Genomic DNA, 17,912 nt, shown 5'->3' on the forward strand with positions numbered 1-17,912 from the left:
TCTTAAACCTTACTTGACCGGTATGTTTTCCCTGACGTCCACCGGCCGGCGATGGCCTGATACGGCGGAGCCTGCATCACGGGCCAGCCCGACGAAGGGGATCACCGCCAGAAGCGAGAGCGCTGCGACGACCGCGAAGGCAAGGTGGAAGTCGGCAAGCGACAGCTCCCGCCCGTGAAGTGCGATATTAGCCTCGAGAATGGCGGCCGCGACGGCGACGCCAAGCGCGAGGCTAACCTGCTGCATGACCGAACTCATGGAGGTCGCCTGGCTGGCCTGCTCATCCTCGATATCGGCATACCCCAGCGAATTGACGCCGGTGAAGAAAAAAGAGCGGCAGAAGCCTGCGACAAGCAGAAAGCCCATGATCACATAATGGGGCGTGCCGGGCGAGAAGAGGGAATTGGCCGCCGTCATCGTGGCACCGCCGAGTGCCGCGACGATCAGCACGCTACGAAAGCCGGCCGCGGCAAAGACGCGCCGTGCCATGAACTTGGTGGTGATCGCGCCGATTGCCCCGATGAAGGTGATGAGACCGGACTGGAAGGGCGTCATGCCGAAGCCGAGCTGAAGCATCAGCGGCATCAGGAAGGGCACGGCACCGGTCGAGATGCGGAAGATCGTGCCGCCGGTGATCGAGGCGCGGAAGGCCCGGTTGTGGAAGAGCCCGAGATTGAGCAGCGGCGCGGGATGACGCTTCGCGTGCTGAACGTAAAGAATGCCGCTGATGATCCCGATGGCGACCGCGCCGAAGCCGACCTGCAGCGGCAGCGCCGGCAGACTGACGACCGAAAGGCCGAATACCACGCCTGAGGTGGCGAGTGCCATATAGACGAAACCCTTGAGGTCTATCGCCGAGGTTGAGGTCGGCGGTACTTCCGGAAGATAGATCGTGGACAGCCATACCCCAGCGAAACCGATCGGCACATTGATCAGGAAGATCCACTGCCAGCTGAAATAGGTGGTGATGAAGCCGCCGATCGGCGGCCCCGTCAACGGCCCCACAAGGGCTGGAATGGTCAGGAGTGCCATGGCGGAGACGAGTTCGCTGCGCTTGGTGGTTCGAAGCAGCACGAGACGCCCGACGGGCGTCATCATCGCGCCGCCCATGCCCTGCAGGAAGCGGGCGCCGACGAAGGCGAGAAGCGACTGGGAGGTCGCGCACAGGATGGAGCCGGCGATGAAGACGAGGATGGCCGCGCGGAAGATCTTCTTCGCCCCGTAGCGGTCCGCCATCCATCCACTGACGGGAATGAAGATCGCAAGCGCCACCATGTAGGAGGTAAGCGCCAGCTTCAGCGTGATCGGGCCGACGCCGAGGTCGGCCGCAATCGCCGGCAATGCGGTGGAAATCACCGTCGAGTCCATCTGCTCCATGAAGAGCGCAACGGCAAGAATGAGCGGGGTGATGCGGTTCATCAGGCGGGAATCCTGCGCGGCGGGGGAAGGCCAAGCGGTGCCCTTTTAGCCGGAGCCGCGGCGTCTGCCAATGGTGTTGCTGCACGCGGGATCACGTCTGCGTGAGGGCGGTTTCCCGAACGACAGGGTTGCCTATCTTGCCCGCATGGCCGTCATCCGGCGGCTGCGTGGATCGTTTGAAAGAGGAGTGGGTAATGACAGCAATGAACAGGCGCGTATTGCTTGGTAGCGCAGGGTTCGCGGCCCTGGCTGCCCCGATGATCATGACCCGCGCGGCGGTGGCGCAGGCCGCTACGCCTGCGAAGGCTGACCGTGCGGTGTTGCCGGACTCCCATGGGTTCAAGCTCGGCAGTTTCGAGGTCGTCGTGGTCAAGGACGGCGCAATGCCTTCCGGAGCACCCGGAGAAACCTTCGGCACGGACCAGTCGCCGGAGACTGTGGGAGAGCTGCTCGACCGGAATTTCCTGCCGAAGGACCGGTTCGTCAACAGCTTCTCGCCCGTACTCGTCAATACCGGCTCGGATGTCGTTCTGTTCGACACCGGCCTCGGGGAGGGCGCCCGGGCCAAGGGTGGTGGACGTCTGGTCGAGGGGCTGGTGGCCGCTGGCTACAAGCCGGAGGACGTTTCCATCGTCGTGCTCACCCATATGCATGGGGATCACATCGGTGGCCTGATGGAGGGCGGAAAACCGGCCTTCCCGAATGCGCGCTATGTGACGGGGCGGACGGAGTATGATTTCTGGGTCGATCCGGCCCGTGTCGGAACGCCTGCCGAAAACGGGCACAAGGGTGTGCTCGCCAATGTGCAGCCGCTAGCCGAGAAGACGACATTTGTGGAGGGCGGGGCCTCCGTCGTCACCGGGATCACCGCCGAAGCCGCTTTCGGCCATTCGCCGGGTCACATGATCTACCGGCTCGAATCGGAGGGTCGCCAGCTGCTTCTGGCAGCGGATACGGCGAACCATTTCGTTCTGTCGCTCCAGCGTCCGGATTGGGAGGTCAAGTTCGACATGGACAAGGCCGCGGCCGCCGCAACTCGCAAGCGGGTATTCGACATGGTGGCGACGGATCGTCTGGCGTTCCTTGGCTACCACATGCCTTTCCCTGCTGTCGGCTATGTCGAGAAGCTCGATACGGGTTATCGCTTCGTGCCCAAGGCCTATCAGTTCGACATCTGAACGCTGAACGGTATTCAGGCCGGAGCTGATCCGGCCTGAAGCTCCGAATGAAACCGTCGTGAGGGCTTAACCCTGATTGTGCAGTTCGTCTGCTGCCCGATGAAGCATGTCGAGCATCCGGCTCTGGATTTCGGTTTCCTTCACCTCGACGCCAGCCGCTTCGAAATCGCGGCGGAGGCGCTCCAGCAGACGATGCGGTTCGTTTACCTGGGTCAGCGCCAGTTCGCGGGCATAGGCTTCGCCATCGGTGCGGCCCATGGCTTCCGCGGCCCACTTGCCGATCATGACGTTGCGGCGGACTTCCGCCTTGAACAGCATTTCCTGCTGGTGGGCATACTGGTCTTCGAATGCGCGGGCGCGCTGCTGCAGGTTGTTCATCGTACTTACCCCTTGTTTCCCCAGGTCCGTCCTTGAACCTGCCGCGATCTTACGGGCAGATCTTTCATGGTCGGTTTGGAAAATCGGTAAAATCTTTTGCAACGCACAAAATTGCCCTTCCTGCGATGCGCTTGCGGTTTTGCAGGTCAGCAATGCGTACCGACCGAGGTTTTCCTATTCCCTTCCTGTCATGAACGTGTTACCAGCCCTCGCCAACTTCCAAGCATTTCATGCAGGAGCGTCCGGGGGAGATTCCCCTTTCCCGGAGGATTCTGCCTATTCAACCGAAGGAATTGGCAATGGCACGCATCGTAACCTCGGCAACCGGAGCGGAAGCGCTCACCTTCGACGACGTCCTCTTGCAGCCCGGGCACTCCGAGATCATGCCGGGACAAACCAATATCGCAACCCGGATCGCAAAGGACATCGACCTTTCGCTGCCGATTCTTTCCTCCGCCATGGATACGGTCACGGAAAGCCGTCTCGCCATCGCCATGGCCCAAGCCGGCGGTCTCGGTGTCATTCACCGTAACCTCACTCCGATCGAACAGGCCGAGGAAGTCCGTCAGGTCAAGAAGTTCGAAAGCGGTATGGTCGTCAATCCGGTGACGATCGGCCCAGACGCAACCCTTGCCGAAGCGCTGGCGCTGATGAAGGCGCATGGCATTTCCGGCATCCCGGTCGTTGAAAATGGCGGTCGTCCCGGCCGTCTCGTCGGCATCCTGACCAACCGCGACGTGCGCTTCGCTTCCGATCATTCCCAGAAGATCCACGAGCTGATGACGAAGGAAAATCTCATCACCGTGCGGGATGGTGTCGAGCAGAGCGAAGCCAAGCGTCTCCTGCACTCCCACCGCATCGAAAAGCTGCTGGTGGTCGACAATGACGGCCGTTGTGTCGGCCTCATCACCGTCAAGGACATCGAGAAGTCGCAGCTCAACCCGAATGCCGCCAAGGACCTTCATGGCCGCCTGCGCGTCGCCGCTGCAATCTCGACCGGTGACGATGGCCGTGAACGCGCCGAACGGCTGATCGAGGCGGGTGTCGACGTCATCGTCGTCGATACCGCCCATGGCCATTCACAGAAGGTTCTGGATGCGGTCTCGGTCGTGAAGAAGATGTCGAATTCGGTTCGCATCATCGCCGGAAACGTCGCGACCGGCGCCGGCACCCGCGCCCTCATCGATGCCGGTGCCGATGGCATCAAGGTCGGCATCGGCCCGGGCTCGATCTGCACCACGCGCGTCGTAGCCGGCGTCGGCGTGCCGCAGCTTGCAGCCGTGATGGCCTCGGTCGAGGAAGCCGAAAAGCACGGCATTCCGGTGATCGCCGATGGCGGCATCAAGTTCTCCGGCGATCTGGCCAAGGCGATTGCCGCCGGTGCCTCGGCTGTCATGGTGGGCTCGCTGCTCGCCGGTACGGATGAAAGCCCGGGCGAGGTCTATCTCTATCAGGGCCGCTCCTTCAAGGCATATCGCGGCATGGGTTCCGTCGGCGCCATGGCGCGCGGTTCCGCTGATCGTTACTTCCAGGCGGAAGTGCGTGACACGCTGAAACTCGTTCCGGAGGGCATCGAGGGTCAGGTTCCCTACAAGGGTCCGGTCTCCGCCGTGCTGCACCAGCTCGCAGGCGGCCTGAAGGCTGCCATGGGCTATGTCGGCGGTCACGACATCAAGGACTTCCAGGAGAAGGCGACCTTCGTCCGCATTTCCGGCGCCGGTCTTCGTGAAAGCCATCCGCATGGCGTGACCATCACCCGCGAAAGCCCCAACTATCCGGGCGCCGCCTGATCGCTTCAATTTCATGGACGGCCGGATAATTCCGGCCGTTTCTCTCATTTGATGTTTATGCATTTTGCCGCGGACGGAGATGTCTTCAATGACAGGCTTCCAGATTTTCTGGCCCATTCTCGCCCAGGTCTTTCTTGTTTACGGTCTTTACGGATTGTTGCGCCTGCGCCGTCAACGGTTGCTGCGGGAAAGTCGTATAGACGAAGAGACGATGCGCTGGGGCCGTAACGATCCGCCGGAAACGCTGTCGGTCCGCAACTGCATCGCCAACCAGTTCGAACTGCCGGTTCTCTTCTATATCTGCTGCATTCTTCTGTTCATCGCCGAGGCGGACAATCTGGTCTCGGTCGTCCTCGCCTGGATCTTCGTTGCCACACGCTATGCCCACGCGGCCGTGCATGTGACCAGCAATCGCATGGCGCTGCGTTTCCCAGCGTTTATGGCCGGCTTTCTTGCACTTGGCGGAATGTGGATCTGGCTTGCCGTCTGGATGGCGACCTCTTAGGCGACCTCTTAAAAGTGACTGGCGCTCACGCGCATGTGTCTTGGCCCATCGTTTGAGGCTCCTATCATTCATTGAGGCACGGAAAGCCGTGCGGTTGATGATACGACCGAGGAGGAGAGCCCATGAACACGCCGAAGATCACGCAGGCGATGATCGACGCCTATGACGAATACACCCACCTGACGCTCGACCGGCGCCGGTTCATGGAAAAGCTGACCATGCTGGCCGGATCCGGCGCTGCCGCGGTGGCGATCGCCCCCATGCTCGCCGCCAGCAAGGCCAACGCCGCCATGATTGCGGACGATGACGCGAGACTGGAGACGCAGGACGTCACCTATCCCGGGGCCTCTGGCGAGATGAAGGGCTATCTGGCGATCCCGAAGGATGCCGCCGGCAAGTTGTCGGGTGTGATCGTCATCCACGAAAACCGCGGCCTCAATCCGCATATTCGCGACATCGCCCGCCGGATGGCGCTCGAAGGCTTCGTGGCGCTGGCTCCCGATTTCCTGTCGCCGCAGGGCGGTACGCCGGAAAACGAGGATCAGGCGCGCGAGATGTTTTCGAAGTTGGACATGGCGGCAACCGTCGCCAATGCCGAAGCGACGCGGGCATTTCTCGCAAGCCATGACAAGGTCAACGGCAAGGTCGGCGCCATCGGCTTCTGCTGGGGCGGTGGGCTGGTCAACCGGCTGGCCGTCGCCTCGCCGGAACTCGGGGCAGGGGTTGCCTATTATGGCATGCAGCCGCCTGCGGAAGACGTTGCGAAGATCAAGGCTCCATTGCTGCTGCACTATGCGGGCCTCGATGAGCGGGTCAATGCCGGCATCGAGGCTTACAGGGCAGCGCTGGAAAAGGATGGCAAGACCTTCGAAATCCACGTCTATGACGGCGTGAATCATGCCTTCAACAATGATTCCTCCGCTGCCCGTTACGACAAGGCGGCGGCCGATCTTGCGTGGTCGCGCACGGTGGCGTTCCTTAAGAAATACCTCGTCTGAGGATTGCAGTGCAGCATGGTTTGCCGCTCCCGGCTGTCGCATATGTGCGACGCCGGGTTTTCGTTTTCGGTCCTGCGGCTTGATGCGGATCAAGAAATGCCCGGGTGCTTTGGGGTAGGTTACATTCGAATTCGCGTTACCGTCACGATATGCGGATTAGGTGAGTTTGATCCTAAGTCATTTACCAGGGAGATAGTTATGGCATCTGTGATGAAGGCCGCCGTGGTGCGGGAGTTCGGCAAGCCTCTGGTGATCGAGGAGGTCGCCATTCCTGAGCCTGGTCCCGGACAGATCCTTGTGAAATACGAGGCTACCGGCGTTTGCCACACCGACCTGCATGCCGCAAACGGCGACTGGCCGGTCAAGCCCAATCCGCCGTTCATTCCGGGTCATGAAGGCGTCGGTTACGTCGCCAAGCTCGGTGCCGGCGTCACCCGCATAAAGGAAGGCGATCGCGTCGGCGTTCCGTGGCTCCACACCGCCTGCGGTTGCTGCACGCCTTGCCGCACCGGCTGGGAAACCCTGTGCGGCAGCCAGCAGAACACCGGCTATTCCGTCAACGGGACCTTTGCCCAGTACGGCCTTGCCGATCCTGATTTCGTCGGTACCCTCCCGGCAAATCTGGAATTCGGCCCGGCCGCTCCGGTTCTCTGCGCCGGCGTCACCGTCTACAAGGGCCTGAAGGAAACCGAAGTTCGCCCCGGCGAATGGGTGGTTATTTCCGGCATCGGCGGTCTCGGCCATATGGCTGTCCAGTACGCCAAGGCCATGGGTATGCACGTCGTTGCCGCCGATATCTTCGATGAGAAGCTGAAACTCGCCAAGGAGCTCGGCGCTGATGTGACGGTCAACGGTCGTGATGCCGATGCCATCGCGCAGGTACAGAAGGCAACCGGCGGCGTGCATGGCGCGCTCGTCACCGCCGTCTCCCCCAAGGCGATGGAACAGGCCTACGGCTTCCTGCGCTCCAAGGGCACCATGGCGCTGGTCGGCCTGCCGCCGGGCTTCATCTCGCTGCCGGTCTTCGATACGGTTTTGAAGCGCATTACGGTGCGCGGCTCCATCGTCGGCACCCGTCAGGATCTCGAGGAATCCCTGGTCTTCGCCGGCGAAGGCAAGGTGAAGTCGCATTTCTCCTGGGACAAGATCGAAAACATCAACGACATCTTCCACCGCATGGAAGAAGGCAAGATCGACGGCCGCATCGTCCTCGATCTCGCCTGATCGCTCTTCGATTGAGGGAAGGGGCCGCGTGTTATGCGCGGCTCTTTTCGTTTTCGCGACTTGCCACGACCGCTTCCGCCAGAGCCTCCATGTCCGTCCTTCGCGGGCTTGAGCGGCGCCAGATCAGGCCGATCTCGCGGGATGGCTGCGGGTCGGCGAAGGGCACGATACGTATGGCGTTGCGGGCGGTTTCGGTCTCGATCGCCATTTCCGGGATCAGGGTCAGGCCCATGTCGTGCGACACCATCTGCAGAAGCGTGGTCATTGATGTCGCGCCGAAATTGACAAGGCTGCGCTTGTTCGCCGCCTTGCAGACGGAAAGCGCCTGATCGCGCAGGCAGTGGCCTTCTTCCAGCAGCAGCAACCGTTCTGGATCGACCTCCGTTTCGGTCATCGGAGACAGGAGTACGTCGCTCTCGTTGTCGGCCATGGCCATGTAGAAGCGGTCGGTAAAGAGCGATTTGCTGACGACGTTATCGGCTTCGATCGGCAGTGCCGCGATGATGGCGTCGAGCTTGCCTTCGGAGAGGTCGCTCACCAGTTTGCCGGTCACCGCTTCCTTCAGTTCCAGTTCGATAAGCGGATGCTCTCGCCTGAGGAATGGCACGAGTTTTGGCACCAGATAGGGTGCCACGGTCGGAATAATGCCGAGCCTGAGCAGCCCGTCGAGTGTTCCCGACCCATATCGCGCCGCTTCCTCCAGCCGGTCGACGCCCGCCAGTATCGAGCGGATATGGCCGAGAACCTCCAGCCCTTTCCGTGTCAGCAGCGTTCCGGACCGGGTGCGCTCGATCAGCGTTACGCTCAGATGCTTTTCCATTTCCATGATCTGCGCCGATAGAGCCGGCTGGCTGACATGCACCATTTCGGCCGCCCGGCCGAAGTGCAAGGTGGTGGCGAGAGCTTCGAAATAGCGCATTTGTCGGATGGTCAACATGATAGGATTTTATTATCGAAAATTCCAAAAAAGACAATTGGAGATTATCGAAGTTTTCGCAGATTGTGGCCCCACAAGACGTTCACACAAAAACAGGAGGACGAAATGAACGAGCATGTGAAATCCGCTGGCAAGTGTCCGGTGATGCATGGTGGCAATACCGCCATGGGCAAGTCGGTGATGGACTGGTGGCCGAATGCGCTGAACCTCGATATCCTGCATCAGCACGACACCAAGACCAATCCGCTCGGCAAGGACTTCAACTATCGTGAAGAGTTGAAGAAGCTCGATGTCGAGGCGCTTAAGGCTGACCTGCGTGCGCTGATGCTGGACAGCCAGGAATGGTGGCCGGCCGACTGGGGCAGCTATGTCGGTATGATGGCCCGCGTCACCTGGCACGCTGCCGGTTCCTACCGTGTCACGGACGGTCGTGGTGGCGCCAACACCGGCAACCAGCGCTTCGCACCGCTCAACTCCTGGCCGGACAACGTCAATACCGACAAGGGCCGTCGTCTGCTCTGGCCGATCAAGAAGAAGTACGGCAACAGGATCTCCTGGGCCGATCTTATCGCACTGGCCGGCACCATCGCCTACGAAGTCGCCGGTCTGAAGACCTTTGGCTTCGCCTTCGGTCGCGAAGACATCTGGCACCCGGAAAAGGACACCTACTGGGGTGACGAGAAGGAATGGCTGGCGCCCAGCGACGGCCGCTACGGCGACGTGACCAGACCGGAGACGCTCGAAAATCCGCTGGCCGCCGTGCAGATGGGTCTTATTTACGTCAACCCGGAAGGCGTGAACGGCAAGTCCGATCCGCTCGCGACCGCCGCTCAGATGCGCGAGACCTTCGCCCGCATGGGCATGAACGACGAGGAAACCGTGGCGCTGACCGCCGGCGGCCACACGATTGGCAAATGCCACGGCAATGGCAGCGCGGCCAACCTCAGCCCCGACCCGGAAGCTGCTGGCCCGGAATTCCAGGGTCTTGGCTGGTTGAACACCCATGGCCGCGGTGTCGGTCGCGACACCGTCGTCTCCGGTCTCGAAGGCGCGTGGACCACCGAACCGACCAAGTGGGACAACGGCTACTTCAAGATGTTGTTCGAGCACGAATGGCATCTGGTGACGAGCCCCGCCGGTGCGCACCAGTGGGAACCGATTGCGATCGCCGAACAGGAGCGTCCGGTTGACGTGGAGGATCCGTCGATCCGCCACAACCCGATGATGACCGATGCCGACATGGCACTCAGGGTCGATCCGATCTACCGCGAAATTTCGCTGAAGTTCAAGGACGACCAGGAGCACTTCTCGGACGTCTTCGCCCGCGCCTGGTTCAAGCTGACCCATCGCGACGTCGGACCGAAATCCCGCTATTTCGGCCCGGATGCCCCGACCGAAGACCTGATCTGGCAGGATCCCATTCCTGCAGGCAGCACGGATTATGACGTCGTCGCCATTAAGGCGAAGATCATCAACAGTGGCCTGACTACCGGAGAATTGGTTGCCACTGCCTGGGATAGTGCCCGAACCTTCCGTGGTTCCGACAAGCGCGGCGGTGCAAACGGTGCCCGTATTCGTCTCGCCCCGCAGAAGGATTGGGAAGGCAACGAACCGGAGCGTCTGGCAAAGGTCTTGACGGTTCTCGAAGGCATTGCTGCCGAGACCGGCGCCAGTGTCGCCGATGTCATCGTTCTCGCCGGCAATGTGGGCGTGGAACTCGCCGCCAAGGCCGCCGGCTTCGACATCGACGTGCCCTTCGCACCGGGCCGTGGCGATGCCTCCGCCGAGCAGACCGACGTAGACGGCTTTGCAGTGCTGGAACCGCTCGCCGACGGTTTCCGTAACTGGCAGAAGACGGACTATGTCGTCAGTCCCGAGGAGTTGCTGCTTGATCGTGCCCAGTTGCTGGGGCTTACCGCTCCCGAACTGGTCGTTCTCATCGGCGGCTTGCGCGTGATCGGCACCAACTACGGTGACGCGAAGCAGGGTGTATTCACCGACCGTGTCGGAGCGCTCACCACCGACTTCTTCACGACGCTGACGGACATGGCCTATTCCTGGGTCCCGACCGGCAGGAACTCCTATGACATCCGGGATCGCAAGACCGGCGTGACCAAGTACACGGCAAGTCGCGTGGATCTTGTACTCGGCTCGAACTCCATCCTGCGCGCCTATGCGGAAGTCTATGCCCAGGACGACAATAAGGAAAAGTTTGTCCGTGACTTTGTGGCGGCCTGGACCAAGGTGATGAACGCGGATCGTTTCGATCTCGTCTGATAAAGGTGCGTTGACCGGTTGACCGTGTCGCAAGGATACGGGGTTCGAAGGTGTGCCGGCTCATGGCTACGAGGCCGGCACTGCCCGCCAGACCGCCAAGCTGGCCTCGTATCTGTGACAACCGGAGCCGCAGCGACACCGTTGCTGCGGCTCCGGTTTGTTTTTCCGGCTATGGTTAAATTGCGTTCTTTTCTTTTAGGGAAAAGCGGGTAGAACCTCGTCTAGGTGACCTGATACCGGCTCATTGGCCGGAAGCGGGTCAGGTACGGAAAGATGACGTCGAAGAAAATCAGCAGCCGGCTTCAGTTGCGCAAGAAGCCGCAGCAGGAGCGCAGTATCCAGCGTCTGGATGCGATCATGGAAGCTGCCGTCGACCTCATCGCCATGCATGGGGTCGCCGATCTCAAGATGACCGACATCGCCGCCCGCGCCGGCGTGCCGATCGGGTCTCTCTACCAGTTCTTTCCGGAGAAGGCCGCGATCATCAGGGCCTTTCACGATCGCCACACGGCAATCGTGCAGGAGCGTGCCGAGTTGGCGTTTCCTGATGTGAAATCGACCGACCAGGCCATCGAAATGCTGTCGAAGCTCTTCGATGAGTTCTATCAACTTTATCGTGCCGACCGGACCTATCTGCCTGTCTGGATGGCGGGTATGACCGACCGGGATTTTCAGGAGCTCAACCTTGCCCATCTCGAGCGCCTGACCGATATCATTTACGGAGCCCTCAAGCATCTTGTGGCCGACAAGCACCAGTCGGCCTTCTGCCTGCGCGTCCATATGGTGCTCTATCTCAGCGGTGCGCTCGCCCGCTTCGCCATGGTGCGCGACGAGGTGAGCGCACAGGAATACCTCGCCGAATGGAAATCCATGGGCGCCCGCACGCTCTTCGAGTTCAACGACTAAATCTTGATTTAGACCACGTGGGTTCCGGATTTCCCGGTCTTTACCAGCCGGGGATCATGTGGCCAGCGCGCAGGCGCGGATAGTAGCGCGGGTAGGTCTTCACATCGCCGTCGAGATCGTCTTCGACGTTGGCGGGCGTGATGTTGTCGAGGCAGGCGGTGATGTGATCGGTGATCGCGTTCATCAGCGAGCTTGAAACGCCGGGCCGCTTCATGATGCCGATCTGCACCGGGGGGAGTGGGGGGAAGCCATCGGCCTGGGTCAGCACCTTCATGCCCGTCCGGAGCGCCGATTCCGGCAGTATGGAGACGGCCATGCCGGCGAGAACTGCCGACGCAACGACGGTCGAGGACCAGCTCGTGAACAGGATCTGGTATTCGCGTCCATCCGCATCGAGTGCCGAACAGGCAAGCTGGCGCCACTGGCAGTCGCGTCGACCGACCGCAAGCGGTACCGGCGCGTCGTCCTTCAGCGGGTGGTTGGCAGAGGCGACCCAGCACAGCGGCTCCGTCCGCACCACGTCGGACTGCCGCAGCAGCGGATTATGGGTCACCAGCGCGATATCCAGTTCACCTCTCGACATCTTTTCCGACAAATCCACCGACGGTTCGCAGACGATGTAGAGTTCGACATTGGGATGGGTTTTGGCGAAACGGCCGATGATTTCCGGCATGTACCGGTCGGCATAGTCGTCAGGGGTGCCGATCCTGAGCGTTCCCTCAAGCCGGTTGTCGTCGAAAGCGGCGATTGCCTCGCTGTTCAGCCGGATAATGCGCCGGGCGTAATTCAGGAGCTTGTCGCCTTCCGCCGACAGCCGGTTGCCGCGGCCATCCTTGATGAAGAGCTGCTTGCCGATCCGTTCTTCCAGTCGACGCATCTGCATCGACACCGCCGATTGCGTCTTGAAGACACGCGCGGCGGCCTTTGTGAAGCTGCCCGTATCCACGATCGCAATGAAGGTTTGAAGCTGGTCGATATCGAGGGGCGCCGACATGGGAACGATCCATAAGGTGAGTTGATGATAACTATTAGAAACATTCGTTGGACTGATCAATAGCCTTTCGGCATCCTCACGCTGCAAATCAATGCTTGTCGGAGAAGGGCTCAAAGCCTCTCCAATGGTTCTGGTTGACCTCCACTGCGAGTGCAGTCGGAGGACGCCTTTTCTCGTGCCGAAACGAAAGGAAGACTGTCATGAGCACGACCGAACGGATGATTGAACTCGATATCGCGCCGTCGCGGCAGACGCCCGTCCAGCGTCTGGTTACCGTCCTTGCAACGATGCGATCCGTTTGGCGTGCCATGCGCAACCGCCGTGCTGCGAACTGCCTTGCCGAACTTGACGATTTCCAGTTGAGGGACATCGGGCTCTCCCGATCCGAAGTCAACCGGATCCTCGGCATGTCCGGTATCGCGGACGATCCTTCGCAGCAGCTTTCGCGCGCCGCCCGTAATCATGCCCGGCGCGCCTTGCGAGGTCTGCCTGTCGATTGAGGACATGGTCCTGCCGGGTGAGTTTCACCCGGTTTCACTGATCCCCGCAGGGTGATAGCCAATAAACCCTGCTTACTTGCCCGGCGACGGAAGTTCCTCGCCGGGCTTTTTTTATGTGGATAGGACTACCAATTGCCGAAGTTTTAGGCGGAAGTAACGGCTTGCTAACGTTGATATGGCAGCCATAGACGAATTGTGTCGGTCTATGCCCGCCTTGTCACGGAGCCTTTCAGATGCGCATTTCCCGGAAGCTGCCTGTTGCTGCCGCTCTCTTTACCCTAGTGAGCCTTTCGGCCTCCATGGCTATCAATCTTTATCTCGAAAACCGCTCCCTGACGGCTCAGGTCTATCAGAAGCTCGAAGCCACGGCCGACGGCCGCCGTAACGAGGCGCGCGGCTATCTCGATGGCGTCCGCCTCGATCTATCGGCCATTTCGACCAGCTTTACCACGCAGCAGTCGCTGTTTGCATTCAGCGGCGGCATGAACTTCCTCGGCGACGATCCGGCCAAGGAGTTGCAGACGCGATATATCGACGAGAATCCCAATCCGATCGGCGAGAAGTACAAGCTCGACACCGCCAAGAAGGATGCCTACGACCGCGCTCACAAGCAGTACCATCCGGGCTTCCTGAAGCATCTCCAGGATCAGGGCTATTACGATCTCTTCGTAATCAATCCTGCCGGTACCATCGTTTATACGGTGATGAAGGAGCGCGATTTCGGCACCAACCTGCTGACCGGACCTTACAAGGATACCGGCCTCGCTGCTGTCTTCCAGAAGGCCTTGAAGTCGAAGGGCGATGAAGTCGCCATGTCCGAATTCGAGGCCTACGGTCCGTCCGGAGGCAATGCCGCGTCCTTCGTGGCTACCCCGATCATGCAGAATGGCCGCTCCATCGGCGTCCTTGCCTACCAGCTTCCGAATGCCCGTTTCAACACGATGTATTCGAACAAGAAGGGGCTGGGCGAAACGGGTGAGACAATTCTCGTCAGCACCAAGGGCGAGGTCATCAACGACAGCGTCCATACGTCCGCGGACGATGCACTTCACGTCGTCGTGGATTCGCCGCTGGTCAAGGCTGCAGTTGACGGGCAGGAATTGACCGGCAAGGTCGAAGGCTATCGCGATATGACGAGCTATGCGGCGGCTTCGCCACTGGAGTTTGCCGGCACGCGTTGGGCCGTCATCGCCCTGATCGGCGAGGATGAAATCGCCGCGAACCTCAGGACCACCACCCTGGTTTCGGTTGCCTTCGGTGGGCTGCTCATCCTGATCGGTTCGATTGTGGCGATCCTCTATTCACGCACGCTGACCCGTCCCATCTCCGCTCTGGTGAAGTCCATGGAGGACCTTGCCGGCGGCAATACCGATATCGATCTTCCGGGCGAGGACCGCAAGGACGAGATCGGCGACATGGTGCGCTCGGTAGCCGTCTTCCGCCGCGCCGAAATCGAGAAACGGGAGTTGGAAAGCGATGCCGAACGTCGCCGGAGGGCCGGTGACGAAGAGCGCCGTTCCCGCGATGCGGAGAAGGCTGCGGAACAGGCCGAACTGACTGAAGCGATCGACGTGCTTGGCGCAGCCCTCCAGAAGCTGGCGAGCGGCGATCTGACCGCCGTCATTCACAAGCCGCTGTCGAGCAATCTCGATCGGCTCCGGGTGGATTTCAACGCCTCGCTGCAACGGCTGTCGCACACCGTTTCCGCCGTTCATTCCAACGTCAACGAGATCAACCGCAAGAGCGGCAAGGTCGGCTCCTCCACGGCGGACCTTTCCCGCCGCACGGAACAGCAGGCCGCAGCCCTCGAGCAGACGTCCGCTTCGATCCGCCAGATCATGGAAGCGATCCGGCTGTCGTCCGACCGCGCCGAAAATGCTTCGCAGCTTGCAAGTCAGGCACGCGCCAATTCCGACCGTTCGAGCCAGATCGTCAGCGGCGCCGTCAATGCGATGGAACGCATCGAAAATGCATCGAGCGAGATTTCCAAGATCATCAACGTGATCGATGAGATCGCCTTCCAGACCAACCTCCTGGCGCTGAATGCCGGCGTTGAGGCCGCTCGTGCGGGCGAGGCCGGCAAGGGCTTCGCTGTCGTCGCACAGGAAGTCCGCGAACTTGCCCAGCGCTCTGCCAATGCAGCGAAGGATATCAAGGCGCTGATCACCAAATCCGGTGAGGAAGTGTCAAACGGCGTCGGCCTCGTTCGCGATGCCGGCGGCGTTTTGTCTGACATCGCGGGCCAGGTGGTCGAGATCGGTGATCACATCCATTCGATCGCTGGTGCGGCCCGCGAACAATCGACCAGCCTGAAGGAAATCAACTCCGCCGTCGGCCGCATGGAAGACGTGACCCAGCAGAACGCCCGCGCGGCCGAGCAGACCAATGCCGAGATGACCGGGCTGTCACGCGATGCGGAAATGCTGATGGGGCTCGTCGGTCAGTTTACGGTCGAAAAGGGCGCGATACCCTCGGAACAGCGTTTTGCAGATCTGCGGGAGACCGGCTTCAGCCGCACGGAAACGGTTGCACCTCCACCGGCCCCAGCTGGGAAGCCCGTAACCAAGCTGCGGCTTGCATCGGCGAATACTCCCGCTCCGGTACGCTCCGTGGCATCGCCGGCCCGCGCGCTGCTGGACAAGCTGTCCTCGGGCATGGGCAAGGCAAGCGCCGGGTCTAAGGGCAAGGACGAGAGCTGGGAAGAATTCTGAGCCTGTTGTCAGGGTAATGAAGCGCTTGGCCCCGCCTCGGTGCGCAATAGGGAAATCTGGTGCCGGATCTTATGAGCAGTGGCCGCAAAAACAGACGGCCTCTGCCGGGCTCCCCGGCGGAAACACCGCTCTGGACTGACTGCGGAAGATCGGCCGCCTCGGAAGTGCGTTAAAACCGACTGGCGATATTTTGGACCTTGCGCTCCCGGCTCCACACTTTAGCATTGCTGCGGAAATCGATGCAATGATCAGCGAGTGCCAGCCGTTATGACCGTGCCGTTAGTAAATCTGGAAAGCTACGATCTCCTGGAGATGGAGATGAAGGCCGAGCACCTTGATGGGCTGCATGCGCTTTCAGCCAGCATCGGGTGGCCGCACAGGAAGTCTGACTGGGCTGTGAACCTGGCCGCCGGAGACGGTATCGTGGCGGTCGATGAAAGCGGCCGTATTCATGGGTCCGCGATGTATTTCACCCTGGGCGGCGATGTTTCTGCTGTCGGCATGGTCATCGCTCACCCGCGTCTGAAGCTGGAGGGTCTGGCGACCCGCCTCATGGCAGATATCGTCGAGCGTACCGAAGATCGCCCTGTCTTCCTCAATGCATGCAACGATTCCGTTCCTTTCTATCGGTCGCTGGGTGCGCTTGCGACCGGCCCTGTGTTCCAGCATCAGGGTATTGTTGGTCCGGTCTCGCCCTCGAAAAGCAGATGCCGCCCCGCCGAGGCGTTGGATTTACCCCAGATCGTTGATTGCGATGCCGATGCCCATGGGGTGGATCGCAGCACCCTGCTGCTCGAACTCTGGCGGGTATCAGAGACGGTGGTGATCGAAAGAAGGGGCAGGGTCCGCGGTTTCGCCATGCGCCGTCAATTTGGTCGTGGCCATCTGATAGGCCCGATCATTGCGGAGAAGGAAGGTGATGCGATAGCGCTCGTCGAAGCTTTTCTGGCAGACCTCCCGGGCAGTTTCGTCCGGGTGGATACGCGCGTAAAGCACGGTCCTTTCCGTCAGTACCTCGAAACCAGCGGCCTTGTACCCATCATGAACGTGGTCAACATGACGCTTGGCCAGTTGCCGTCGCGCGGCTCCAATGCGGTGTTTGGCCTTTCCAGTCATTCGACAGGTTAGAAACCGGTGTCCCGCCTTTCCGAAAACAGGATAAGACGGCGTCAGCCCTTGGGCGCATCCGGAGCCGCTTCAGGCGCGGCGGTCTTCGACGCTGCGAGATAGCTGTCGAAGATCTGTTCCATGCTTTTCTGGTAGTTCTTCTGCACCTCCAGCCCGCTGTCGAACATGACGTTGATCATGTCGTTGAGGTTGGCTCCCGCCTGGGGCGCCGCCGCCTGCGGCTGCTCTTCCTGCGGTTTGGCGGCTGAAGCCTGCGGCTTGGCTGCGGGCGCATCAGTCTGCATGCCCGCTATCATCTCCTGAAACGCCTTGGCGAACGGGTTGTCGAAGAAGGGATTGGCGGTGGCTGGAGCCGGCTGCGGTTTTGGTGCGCCGCCGCCCATCATCTCCTGAAAGGCGCGGGTGAACGGATTGTCGAAGAAATTCGGCTGGGGCTTGGGCTGCGCCTTCGGCTGAAAGCCGGTGCTTTCGAGCCATTGCTGCATCATCGCGCCCATCGGCGTTCCGGCAAAGACGTTGGTTTCCGGAAACTGCCCGGTGGTCTGCTTGAACAGGCCGCCCATGATGGTATCGGCCATCGCCGGCATCATCTTTTTCAGGATGTCCTGACCGATGCCGGTGAACTGCGCCGCCTGCGCCGCGATGGCCCGGGACACTTCCTTGGAGCCGAAGAGTTTTTCCAGCACCTGATTGCCGTCATCGATGCCCTGCGGCGTGAACGCCTTGCTCATGTCCTCGAAATACTTGGCGTAGCTTCCGGAAGCCATGGCGCCGAGGAGGGCGGAGAAATCGTAAGGGTTGGTGACGTTGCGTTTGAAGCCGGAGGAGAATGCCGGCATGAGGGCCGCGACGGCCTTTGCCGCCTGTTCCTGGGCAAGATTGAATTGCTTGGCCATGGCGTCTATCGCCATGCCGTTCTGCGCCTGCAGCATCATCTCGAAAAGCGGCAACATCGTCGTCAGTCCCC

Annotated in this window: 15 protein-coding genes; 10 read left to right on the forward strand and 5 right to left on the reverse strand. The window is 60.8% G+C overall.

Annotation, left to right across the window (positions count from 1 at the left end; translation table 11 throughout):
• Window positions 1–9: 9 nt before the first annotated feature.
• On the reverse strand, window positions 10–1,419 hold the full coding sequence (locus tag NBH21_RS00515) for an MFS transporter (RefSeq protein WP_250912012.1): 1,410 nt from the start codon (window positions 1,417–1,419) through the stop codon (window positions 10–12).
• A gap of 203 nt (window positions 1,420–1,622) precedes the next feature.
• On the opposite strand from NBH21_RS00515, the gene NBH21_RS00520 reads away from it, so the two are divergent.
• Window positions 1,623–2,597, forward strand: coding sequence for an MBL fold metallo-hydrolase (locus NBH21_RS00520; protein ID WP_425340378.1), 975 nt, complete (start codon window positions 1,623–1,625; stop codon window positions 2,595–2,597).
• 66 nt (window positions 2,598–2,663) lie between these two features.
• On the opposite strand, the gene NBH21_RS00525 is transcribed toward NBH21_RS00520, so the two are convergent.
• Entirely contained in the window at window positions 2,664–2,975 is a 312-nt protein-coding gene (locus NBH21_RS00525) for a DUF1476 domain-containing protein (RefSeq protein ID WP_250912014.1), read from the reverse strand.
• 299 nt (window positions 2,976–3,274) lie between these two features.
• Here NBH21_RS00525 and guaB point away from each other — a divergent pair, with 299 nt between their 5' ends.
• The 4 genes from guaB to adhP all read left to right on the forward strand — a co-directional run bounded on the left by guaB (window position 3,275) and on the right by adhP (window position 7,492).
• The gene (guaB, locus tag NBH21_RS00530; RefSeq protein ID WP_250912015.1) at window positions 3,275–4,765 is read left to right on the forward strand and encodes an IMP dehydrogenase; all 1,491 of its coding nucleotides are present in this window, start codon (window positions 3,275–3,277) and stop codon (window positions 4,763–4,765) included.
• 88 nt (window positions 4,766–4,853) lie between these two features.
• Window positions 4,854–5,270: an MAPEG family protein gene (locus tag NBH21_RS00535; protein WP_250912016.1), complete on the forward strand. Its 417-nt coding sequence runs from the start codon at window positions 4,854–4,856 to the stop codon at window positions 5,268–5,270.
• Window positions 5,271–5,392: 122 nt separating this feature from the next.
• Window positions 5,393–6,268, forward strand: coding sequence for a dienelactone hydrolase family protein (locus NBH21_RS00540; RefSeq protein WP_250912017.1), 876 nt, complete (start codon window positions 5,393–5,395; stop codon window positions 6,266–6,268).
• Window positions 6,269–6,466: 198 nt separating this feature from the next.
• Window positions 6,467–7,492: an alcohol dehydrogenase AdhP gene (adhP, locus tag NBH21_RS00545; RefSeq protein WP_250912018.1), complete on the forward strand. Its 1,026-nt coding sequence runs from the start codon at window positions 6,467–6,469 to the stop codon at window positions 7,490–7,492.
• Window positions 7,493–7,523: 31 nt separating this feature from the next.
• Here the strand turns inward: adhP and NBH21_RS00550 are convergent, their stop codons facing one another.
• Window positions 7,524–8,429, reverse strand: coding sequence for a hydrogen peroxide-inducible genes activator (locus NBH21_RS00550; protein ID WP_250912019.1), 906 nt, complete (start codon window positions 8,427–8,429; stop codon window positions 7,524–7,526).
• A 105-nt stretch (window positions 8,430–8,534) separates the two neighbouring features.
• Here NBH21_RS00550 and katG point away from each other — a divergent pair, with 105 nt between their 5' ends.
• Both katG and NBH21_RS00560 read left to right on the forward strand, forming a co-directional pair.
• The gene (katG, locus tag NBH21_RS00555; protein WP_250912020.1) at window positions 8,535–10,706 is read left to right on the forward strand and encodes a catalase/peroxidase HPI; all 2,172 of its coding nucleotides are present in this window, start codon (window positions 8,535–8,537) and stop codon (window positions 10,704–10,706) included.
• A 273-nt stretch (window positions 10,707–10,979) separates the two neighbouring features.
• A complete protein-coding gene (locus NBH21_RS00560) occupies window positions 10,980–11,612 on the forward strand; it encodes a TetR/AcrR family transcriptional regulator (RefSeq protein ID WP_250912021.1) in 633 nt (210 codons plus the stop codon).
• A 40-nt stretch (window positions 11,613–11,652) separates the two neighbouring features.
• On the opposite strand, the gene NBH21_RS00565 is transcribed toward NBH21_RS00560, so the two are convergent.
• On the reverse strand, window positions 11,653–12,606 hold the full coding sequence (locus tag NBH21_RS00565) for a LysR substrate-binding domain-containing protein (protein WP_250912022.1): 954 nt from the start codon (window positions 12,604–12,606) through the stop codon (window positions 11,653–11,655).
• 200 nt (window positions 12,607–12,806) lie between these two features.
• Here NBH21_RS00565 and NBH21_RS00570 point away from each other — a divergent pair, with 200 nt between their 5' ends.
• The 3 genes from NBH21_RS00570 (at window position 12,807) to NBH21_RS00580 (ending at window position 16,945) form a co-directional block, all read left to right on the forward strand.
• The gene (locus tag NBH21_RS00570; RefSeq protein WP_250912023.1) at window positions 12,807–13,106 is read left to right on the forward strand and encodes a DUF1127 domain-containing protein; all 300 of its coding nucleotides are present in this window, start codon (window positions 12,807–12,809) and stop codon (window positions 13,104–13,106) included.
• A 233-nt stretch (window positions 13,107–13,339) separates the two neighbouring features.
• Window positions 13,340–15,817 carry a methyl-accepting chemotaxis protein gene (locus tag NBH21_RS00575; RefSeq protein ID WP_250912024.1) on the forward strand — a complete coding sequence of 826 codons (2,478 nt, stop codon included), beginning with the start codon at window positions 13,340–13,342 and terminating at the stop codon, window positions 15,815–15,817.
• A 267-nt stretch (window positions 15,818–16,084) separates the two neighbouring features.
• Window positions 16,085–16,945 (forward strand): GNAT family N-acetyltransferase, encoded by an 861-nt coding sequence (locus tag NBH21_RS00580; protein WP_250912025.1) that lies wholly within the window; start codon window positions 16,085–16,087, stop codon window positions 16,943–16,945.
• Window positions 16,946–16,986: 41 nt separating this feature from the next.
• Here the strand turns inward: NBH21_RS00580 and NBH21_RS00585 are convergent, their stop codons facing one another.
• Entirely contained in the window at window positions 16,987–17,898 is a 912-nt protein-coding gene (locus NBH21_RS00585; protein ID WP_250912026.1) for a DUF937 domain-containing protein, read from the reverse strand.
• Window positions 17,899–17,912 lie beyond the last annotated feature (14 nt).

It is taken from the genome of Ciceribacter sichuanensis (assembly GCF_024055605.1).
In the GTDB taxonomy this organism is placed as follows: domain Bacteria; phylum Pseudomonadota; class Alphaproteobacteria; order Rhizobiales; family Rhizobiaceae; genus Allorhizobium; species Allorhizobium sichuanense.

Excerpts from the sequence above, each read along its gene's own strand:
- NBH21_RS00515 (WP_250912012.1), bottom strand. The coding sequence starts at position 1,419 with ATGAACCGCATCACCCCGCTCATTCTTGCCGTTGCGCTCTTCATGGAG.
- NBH21_RS00520 (WP_425340378.1), top strand. The coding sequence starts at position 1,623 with ATGAACAGGCGCGTATTGCTTGGTAGCGCAGGGTTCGCGGCCCTGGCT.
- NBH21_RS00525 (WP_250912014.1), bottom strand. The coding sequence starts at position 2,975 with ATGAACAACCTGCAGCAGCGCGCCCGCGCATTCGAAGACCAGTATGCC.
- guaB (WP_250912015.1), top strand. The coding sequence starts at position 3,275 with ATGGCACGCATCGTAACCTCGGCAACCGGAGCGGAAGCGCTCACCTTC.
- NBH21_RS00535 (WP_250912016.1), top strand. The coding sequence starts at position 4,854 with ATGACAGGCTTCCAGATTTTCTGGCCCATTCTCGCCCAGGTCTTTCTT.
- NBH21_RS00540 (WP_250912017.1), top strand. The coding sequence starts at position 5,393 with ATGAACACGCCGAAGATCACGCAGGCGATGATCGACGCCTATGACGAA.
- adhP (WP_250912018.1), top strand. The coding sequence starts at position 6,467 with ATGGCATCTGTGATGAAGGCCGCCGTGGTGCGGGAGTTCGGCAAGCCT.
- NBH21_RS00550 (WP_250912019.1), bottom strand. The coding sequence starts at position 8,429 with ATGTTGACCATCCGACAAATGCGCTATTTCGAAGCTCTCGCCACCACC.
- katG (WP_250912020.1), top strand. The coding sequence starts at position 8,535 with ATGAACGAGCATGTGAAATCCGCTGGCAAGTGTCCGGTGATGCATGGT.
- NBH21_RS00560 (WP_250912021.1), top strand. The coding sequence starts at position 10,980 with ATGACGTCGAAGAAAATCAGCAGCCGGCTTCAGTTGCGCAAGAAGCCG.
- NBH21_RS00565 (WP_250912022.1), bottom strand. The coding sequence starts at position 12,606 with ATGTCGGCGCCCCTCGATATCGACCAGCTTCAAACCTTCATTGCGATC.
- NBH21_RS00570 (WP_250912023.1), top strand. The coding sequence starts at position 12,807 with ATGAGCACGACCGAACGGATGATTGAACTCGATATCGCGCCGTCGCGG.
- NBH21_RS00575 (WP_250912024.1), top strand. The coding sequence starts at position 13,340 with ATGCGCATTTCCCGGAAGCTGCCTGTTGCTGCCGCTCTCTTTACCCTA.
- NBH21_RS00580 (WP_250912025.1), top strand. The coding sequence starts at position 16,085 with ATGACCGTGCCGTTAGTAAATCTGGAAAGCTACGATCTCCTGGAGATG.
- NBH21_RS00585 (WP_250912026.1), bottom strand. The coding sequence starts at position 17,898 with ATGTTGCCGCTTTTCGAGATGATGCTGCAGGCGCAGAACGGCATGGCG.